This is a genomic window from Microbacterium sp. (assembly GCF_039812165.1).
Classification (GTDB): Bacteria; Actinomycetota; Actinomycetes; order Actinomycetales; family Microbacteriaceae; genus Microbacterium.
In genome coordinates this window covers 1-6480 of the sequence record NZ_JBDIAB010000164.1, presented here as the reverse complement: position 1 = coordinate 6480, position 6480 = coordinate 1, and the positions used below count along the sequence as shown (strand labels likewise).

Annotated in this window: 7 protein-coding genes; 3 read left to right on the top strand and 4 right to left on the bottom strand. The window is 73.1% G+C overall.

What is annotated here, in order from left to right:
• The first annotated feature begins 78 nt into the window (after positions 1 to 78).
• From WML84_RS11700 to WML84_RS11690, 3 genes are read left to right on the top strand one after another with little or no spacing between them, the layout of a single operon-like run.
• Complete coding sequence (locus WML84_RS11700) at positions 79 to 978, top strand: carbohydrate ABC transporter permease (RefSeq protein ID WP_347346322.1); 900 nt, start codon at positions 79 to 81, stop codon at positions 976 to 978.
• A 29-nt stretch (positions 979 to 1007) separates the two neighbouring features.
• Positions 1008 to 2522 (top strand): family 1 glycosylhydrolase, encoded by a 1515-nt coding sequence (locus WML84_RS11695; RefSeq protein ID WP_347346321.1) that lies wholly within the window; start codon positions 1008 to 1010, stop codon positions 2520 to 2522.
• A gap of 6 nt (positions 2523 to 2528) precedes the next feature.
• Positions 2529 to 3542 carry a LacI family DNA-binding transcriptional regulator gene (locus WML84_RS11690; RefSeq protein ID WP_347346320.1) on the top strand — a complete coding sequence of 338 codons (1014 nt, stop codon included), beginning with the start codon at positions 2529 to 2531 and terminating at the stop codon, positions 3540 to 3542.
• Positions 3543 to 3639: 97 nt separating this feature from the next.
• Here the strand turns inward: WML84_RS11690 and WML84_RS11685 are convergent, their stop codons facing one another.
• The 4 genes from WML84_RS11685 to WML84_RS11670 form a co-directional block, all read right to left on the bottom strand.
• Positions 3640 to 4518, bottom strand: coding sequence for a VOC family protein (locus tag WML84_RS11685; RefSeq protein WP_347346319.1), 879 nt, complete (start codon positions 4516 to 4518; stop codon positions 3640 to 3642).
• 68 nt (positions 4519 to 4586) lie between these two features.
• A complete protein-coding gene (locus tag WML84_RS11680) occupies positions 4587 to 5474 on the bottom strand; it encodes a phosphoribosylaminoimidazolesuccinocarboxamide synthase (protein ID WP_347346318.1) in 888 nt (295 codons plus the stop codon).
• Between the two features lie 148 nt (positions 5475 to 5622).
• Positions 5623 to 6033, bottom strand: coding sequence for a VOC family protein (locus tag WML84_RS11675; protein ID WP_347346317.1), 411 nt, complete (start codon positions 6031 to 6033; stop codon positions 5623 to 5625).
• Between the two features lie 5 nt (positions 6034 to 6038).
• A complete protein-coding gene (locus WML84_RS11670) occupies positions 6039 to 6458 on the bottom strand; it encodes a helix-turn-helix transcriptional regulator (protein WP_347346323.1) in 420 nt (139 codons plus the stop codon).
• Between the last annotated feature and the right edge of the window lie 22 nt (positions 6459 to 6480).

Here is a 6480-nt window from a genome sequence, read left to right as displayed (position 1 = left end):
CGCGCTCAAGGCGCGCCTCGCCGCAGACCGCGCGGCATCCGCGCGCGCCGCCGCGGCCCGATCCACGGAGGTGACGCGATGAGCGTCGTGCAGTCCCCGCCCACCGTCGACGCCGACCACGCCACCGCACCGCCCAGGAGCGCGCGCCGCATCCGCGGGTCGCGTCCCGGCTGGTTCGTCTACGGATGCCTCGGGGTCGTGCTCCTGGGCAGCGTCTTCCCGTTCTACTGGTCGCTGCTGATCGGCTCGGGCGACGCCTCCACCATCCGCGACCCGAACATGTCGTGGATCCCGGGCGGCAACTTCCTCGCCAACGCGGCGAAGGTGATCGGCGACCCCGCGGTCAACTTCTGGCCCGCGTTGTGGAACTCGATCGTCAGCTCGGGGCTGATCGCGGCATCCGTCGTCTTCTTCTCGACGCTCGCCGGCTGGGCGTTCGCGAAGCTGCGGTTCCGCGGGTCGAGCTGGCTGCTCGTGTTCGTGATCGCGACGATGGCCGTGCCCACCCAGCTCGGCGTCGTCCCCCTGTACATCCTGTTCAGCGAGATCGGATGGACGGGGCAGCTCGGCGCGATCATCGTGCCGGCGCTCGTGAGCGCGTTCGGCGTCTTCTGGATGACCCAGTACATCCGCCAGGCGGTGCCGGACGAGCTCATCGAGGCCGCACGCGTGGACGGGGCCAGCTCGTTCCGCACCTTCTGGACGGTCGGGATGCCGGCGGCCCGACCCGCGGCGGCGATGCTGGGCCTGTTCACGTTCGTGTCGGCGTGGAACAACTTCTTCTGGCCGTTCATCGTGCTCGATCGGCAGAACCCCACTCTCCCGGTCGCGCTGTCGCTGCTGCAGTCGAACTACTTCGTCGACTACTCGATCGTGCTCGCCGGCGTGCTGCTGTCGACCATCCCGCTCATCGTCCTGTTCGTCTTCGCCGGGCGGCAGCTCGTGAGCGGCATCATGCAAGGCGCGGTCAAGGGCTGAGCCCTCGCCGCCGACGGAAGGGAACCCCCATGCCCGACACCCCGCGCGCCTTCCCGGACGGGTTCCTGTTCGGCGCCGCCACCGCCGCCTACCAGATCGAGGGCGCCGCCGGCGAGGACGGCCGCACCGCGTCGATCTGGGACGCGTTCTGCCGCGTGCCCGGCGCCGTGCTGGCCGGCGACGACGGCGACGTCGCGTGCGACCACTACCACCGCTACCGCGAGGACGTCGCGCTCATGGCTGGCCTGGGCCTCGACGCCTACCGGTTCTCCACGTCGTGGGCGCGCGTGCGGCCCGACGGCGGGCCGGTCAACCAGAAGGGCCTCGACTTCTACCGGCGGCTCGTCGACGAGCTGTGCGCGGCCGGCATCGTGCCGTGGCTCACGCTGTACCACTGGGACCTGCCGCAGGCCCTGCAGGAGCGTGGCGGCTGGACCGTGCGCGAGACGAGCGAGCTGTTCGCCGAGTACGCGCTGAGCGTGCACGACGCGCTCGGCGACCGCGTGCCGATCTGGACGACGCTCAACGAGCCGTGGTGCTCGTCGTTCCTCAGCCATACCGCCGGCATCCACGCCCCCGGCCACCGCTCGGCGACCGAGGGGGTGCTCGCGGCGCACCACCTGCTCCTCGGGCACGGCCTCGCGGTGCGCGAGCTGCGCGCGCGCGACGCGTCGCTGAGCCTCGGCCTGACCCTCAACCTCACCGTGGCGGATGCCGTCGACCCGGACGATCCGCTCGACGCCGACGCCGCGCGGCGCATCGACGGGCAGTTCGACCGCTGGTTCCTCGACCCGGTCTTCCGCGGCGCCTACCCCGCCGACGTCGTGGACGACATCCGCGCCGCCGCACCGGAGGCGATCGCGGCGCTGGAGGCGGCGACGCACGACGGCGACCTCGCCACGATCGCGCAGCCGATCGACGCGCTCGGCGTCAACTACTACCACGGCGAGCTCGTCGGCGGCCGACCCGGGGTCGACCCGGTGCCCGCCGGCGACGCCCCCACCCCGCGCACCGGAGGGTCGCCGTTCCCGGCGGGCGACGGCATCCACTGGCACGAACGGGGACTGCCGCGCACCGCGATGAACTGGGAGGTGCAGCCCGAGGGGCTCACGCGGCTGCTCCGGCGCGTGTGGCGCGAATACGCGGAGCCCGCCGGCACGGCGCTGTACGTCACCGAGAACGGGGCCGCCTACGACGACGTCGTGGGGCCCGACGGTCGCGTGCACGACGCGGAGCGGACGGCGTTCCTGCGCGCCCACCTCGCGGCGGTGCTCGACGCGGCCGACGCCGGCGTCGACGTGCGCGGCTACTTCGCGTGGTCGCTCCTGGACAACTTCGAGTGGGCGTGGGGCTACGACAAGCGCTTCGGCATCGTGCACGTGGACTACGACACCCAGGAGCGCACGCTCAAGGACAGCGCACGGGAGTATCGTCGGGTCATCGCCGCGCGTGCGCTCGGCGACGCGCCCGATCCCGACTCCGCTCCGGACGAGCCGGTTGCGGCCGGCCTCGTTCCGGCCGACGCCGCCGCACCGCCGAGGTAGGACCCCATGACGTTCGACGTATCGCGTGCCTCGGTCACGATCGAGGAGGTCGCCGCGGCGGCCGGCGTCTCGCGCTCCACGGTGTCGCGCGTCGTCAACGGCTCGACGGCGGTCAGCCCGGCCGCGCTCGAGGCCGTGCAGCGCGCGATCGTCGAGCTCAACTACATCCCCAACCGCGCGGCGCGGTCGCTGGCCAGCCGCGCGACGATGGCGATCGCGCTGGTCGTGCCCGAGGACACGACCCGGTTCTTCGGAGACCCGTTCTTCGCGTCGATCGTGTCCGGCATCAACGAGCGGCTGCGCCGCACCGACTACGTGCTGAACCTCTTCATCGCCAACGACGACCCGCGCGACAAGACCACCGCGTACCTGCAGCGCGGCGCCGTCGACGGGGCGATCGTCGTGTCGCACCACACGAGCGACACGTTCATCGACCGCATCGCCGCGGCCGTGCCGGTCGTCTACGGAGGTCGCCCGATCCGCGAGCGCGAGCGCGACTACTACGTCGACGTCGACAACGTGGCCGGCGGAAGACTGGGCACCCAGCACCTCGTCGACGGCGGGCACCGCCGCATCGGCACCATCACCGGCCCGCCCACCATGCCCGCGGGCGTCGACCGGCTGCTCGGCTACCGCGAGGCGATCGCGGCCGCCGGTCTCGCCGAGGGGCCGGTGGCCGACGGCGACTTCACCGCCGACGGCGGCATGCTGGCGATGAGACGGATCCTCCGCGGCGGCGAGGAGTTCGACGCGTTGTTCATCGCGAGCGACCTCATGGCGCGCGGGGCGCTCGCCGAGCTCGGGCGGGCCGGCATCCGCGTGCCGGACGACATCGCGATCGTGGGCTTCGACGACTCGCCCGTGGCCACGAGCGTCACCCCGCACCTGACCACCGTGCGCCAGCCCTCGCACGCACAGGGCGAGCAGATGGCCCACGTGCTGCTCGCGCGCCTGGCCGGCGAGAATCCGCCGCACGTGACGATCCTCGACACCGAGCTGATCGTCCGCGACTCCGCCTGAGCCGGGGCTTCGGGCGGGCCGGGGGCGTGGCGCCGCGACGCCGACCGGGTGACGCCGGTCGATCCAGCGTGGCGAGGCTCCCCGCGAGCCGCGGGTGTCAGGCGACCGACGCGTGGAGCGCGTTGCGCCACGGGTCGTCGAAGCTCAACACGCGGCCGTCGTCGCGCACCGCGAAGCCGTGGTCGCGCAGGCGCTCGTGCAGCGCGCCGAGCGCGTCGGCGTGCGGAAGAGTCAGATCGATGCGGCCGAGTCCGAGTGCCGGCATCCGCGGACCCGCCCCGCGCGAATCCCACACGTTCATGGCCATGTGGTGGTGGTAGCCGCCCGCGCTCACGAACAGCGCGGTGTTGCCGAGCGTTGCCGTGGTGTCGAACCCGAGGGCGTCGACGTAGAAGGCGCGCGCGGTCGCGACGTCGCCCACCGAGAGGTGCACGTGGCCGACGGCCGCCGGGGCGGCAGTCGTGGCGCCCTCGGCGGCTTCGGGCGTGAGGTGCTCGCGCAGGAAGGCGTTCGGGTCGAGGAAGAGGGTGGCCATCTCGACCTGTCCGTGCGTCCACGACCAGGTCGTGCGGGCGCGATCCCAATACAGCTCGACACCGTTGCCCTCCGGATCGGTGAAGTAGAAGGCCTGGCTCACGAGGTGGTCGGCGCTGCCGGTGAAGGTGCCGGGCGCGTGGCGGGCGACCGAGTACAGCGCGGCCGCGAGCGCCGCCTGCGTCTCGAAGAGGATGGCCGTGTGATACAGCCCGGCCGAGCCGGCGGCGGCGTGGCGGAGCGCGGCCTCGTGCCGCAGCACGACGATCGGGTGCCCGGCGCGGCCGAGCGTGACGGTGTCGCCCTCGGCGGCCAGCACCTGGAGCGTCACGGCGTCGCGGTAGTACCGCGTCATGAGGTCGAGGTCGCCGACGAGCAGCGTCACGGCGCCCATCGCGGTGTCGGCGGCGATGCGACCGGAGGTCGCGTCAGTCTCATTCATCCGAATGGACAACGCGCGGCATCCGGCCCGCATTCCCGCGCCGCGCGAGTGCCCCGCCCTGCCGCCGGTCAGGCGCCGGTGAGGCGGTCGAGCAGCTCGCGGTACTTGTCGGCGGTGCGCGCGACGATGTCGGCGGGGAGCTCGGGGGGCGTGCCCCGCTTGTCCCAGTGCGCCGCGAGCCAGTCGCGCACGATCTGCTTGTCGAAGCTCGCCATGCGCTCCTCGGGCGTCGTGCCCGAGGCCCAGGCCGCGGCATCCCAGTATCGCGACGAGTCGCTCGTGAGCACCTCGTCGGCCAGCCGCAGGACGCCGTCCGCGTCGACGCCGAACTCGAACTTCGTGTCGGCGAGGATGAGCCCGTGCGCCTCGGCGGTGCGCGCCGCGCGCGCGTAGACCTCGAGCGACAGGTCGCGCAGCTGGGCGGCGCGCTCCGCGCCGACCAGCTCGACGGTCTGCTCGAACGAGATGTTCTCGTCGTGCTCGCCGAGCGGCGCCTTGTAGGCGGGCGTGTAGATCGGCTCGGGCAGGCGGTCGCCGTTCGACAGGCCCTCCGGCAGCGGAAGGCCGCACACCGTGCCGCTCGCGCGGTACTCCGCCCAGCCGCTCCCGGTCAGATAGCCGCGCACGACGCACTCCACCGGCAGCATGTCGAGCTTTCCGACGACCATGGCGCGGCCGGCGACGGCGTCCGGGACCTCGGCGCCGTCGACCAGGTGGTTGGGGATCGCCCGCCCGCCGTCGGCGCCGGCGAGGCGGCCGAACCACCACAGGCTCAGGGTCGTCAGGAGCGCACCCTTGCCGGGGATGCCGGGCGAGAGCACGTGGTCGAACGCGCTGACGCGGTCGCTCGCGACCACGAGCATGCGCCCGTCGGCGGCGTCGTCGTCGACGTAGAGGTCGCGGACCTTGCCGGAGTAGACATGCCGCCAGCCGGGGATCGCGAGGGGGGAGGTCACCGCCCCATTATCCCGCGCCCCGGCGCGGCAGCGATCGCGGCGCCCGGCACCCGCGCGACGCCGCCGACCGGACGCAGTTCGGCGGCCGCTTCGTGACGAGCGGCCCGGTGCGGCCGTGGCCGAGCCCCGCGGGCCGGCTGCGCGGGCGTCAGGCGGCCTGCTGGATGCGGACGAGGTTGCCCGCCGGGTCGCGGAAGGCGCAGTCGCGCACGCCGTACGGCTGGTCGGTGGGCTCCTGCACGACCTCCGCGCCGGCGGCCTGCAGACGGTCGAACGTGTCCTCGAGGTCGGTCGCCGACAGGTTGACGCCCGCGTACGTGCCCTTGGCCATCATCTCGACGATGACGCGTCGCTCGTCGTCGGTAGTGCCGGGCATGACGCCGGCCGGCGTCAGGACGATCGCGGTGTCGGGCTGGTCGGCGGGGCCGACCGTGATCCAGCGCATGCCCTCGTAGCCCACGTCGAGGCGCACCTCGAAGCCGAGCGCGTCGCGGTAGAAGCCGAGCGCGGCCTCGGGGTCGTCGTGCGGGAGGAAGGAGGAGTGGATGGTGATGTTCATGGACGTCACGCTACGTCGGCGGGCGCCTCGCGCGCTTCTCGATTCCTGACCGGTCGCGTGATCTGCTTGGCGACGCACGCCGGCATGCCCTCCGTCGACGGCGCCTCGCCGGCCCGGTACGCGCTCGGCGTGATGCCCACGAGCTCGGTGAAGCGCGTGCTGAACGTGCCGAGCGACGCGCAGCCGACCGCGAAGCACACCTCCGTGACGCTGAGGTCGCCGCGGCGCAGCAGCGCCATCGCCCGCTCGATGCGGCGCGTCATGAGATAGCTGTACGGCGACTCGCCGAAGGCCTGGCGGAACTCGCGGCTGAGGTATCCGGCCGACAGGTGCTCGCCGCGCGCGAGCGCCTCGACGTCGAGCGGCTGCGCGTACTCGCGGTCGATGCGGTCGCGCACGCGTCGCAGCGCCGCGAGGCGCCGCAGGCGCTGCTGCGCGGCATCCGTG

What these genes read in the sequence shown, in the direction of transcription:
- WML84_RS11675 (WP_347346317.1), bottom strand. Translation starts at nt 6,033, where the DNA reads ATGAACATCACCATCCACTCCTCCTTCCTCCCGCACGACGACCCCGAG.
- WML84_RS11700 (WP_347346322.1), top strand. Translation starts at nt 79, where the DNA reads ATGAGCGTCGTGCAGTCCCCGCCCACCGTCGACGCCGACCACGCCACC.
- WML84_RS11685 (WP_347346319.1), bottom strand. Translation starts at nt 4,518, where the DNA reads ATGAATGAGACTGACGCGACCTCCGGTCGCATCGCCGCCGACACCGCG.
- WML84_RS11690 (WP_347346320.1), top strand. Translation starts at nt 2,529, where the DNA reads ATGACGTTCGACGTATCGCGTGCCTCGGTCACGATCGAGGAGGTCGCC.
- WML84_RS11695 (WP_347346321.1), top strand. Translation starts at nt 1,008, where the DNA reads ATGCCCGACACCCCGCGCGCCTTCCCGGACGGGTTCCTGTTCGGCGCC.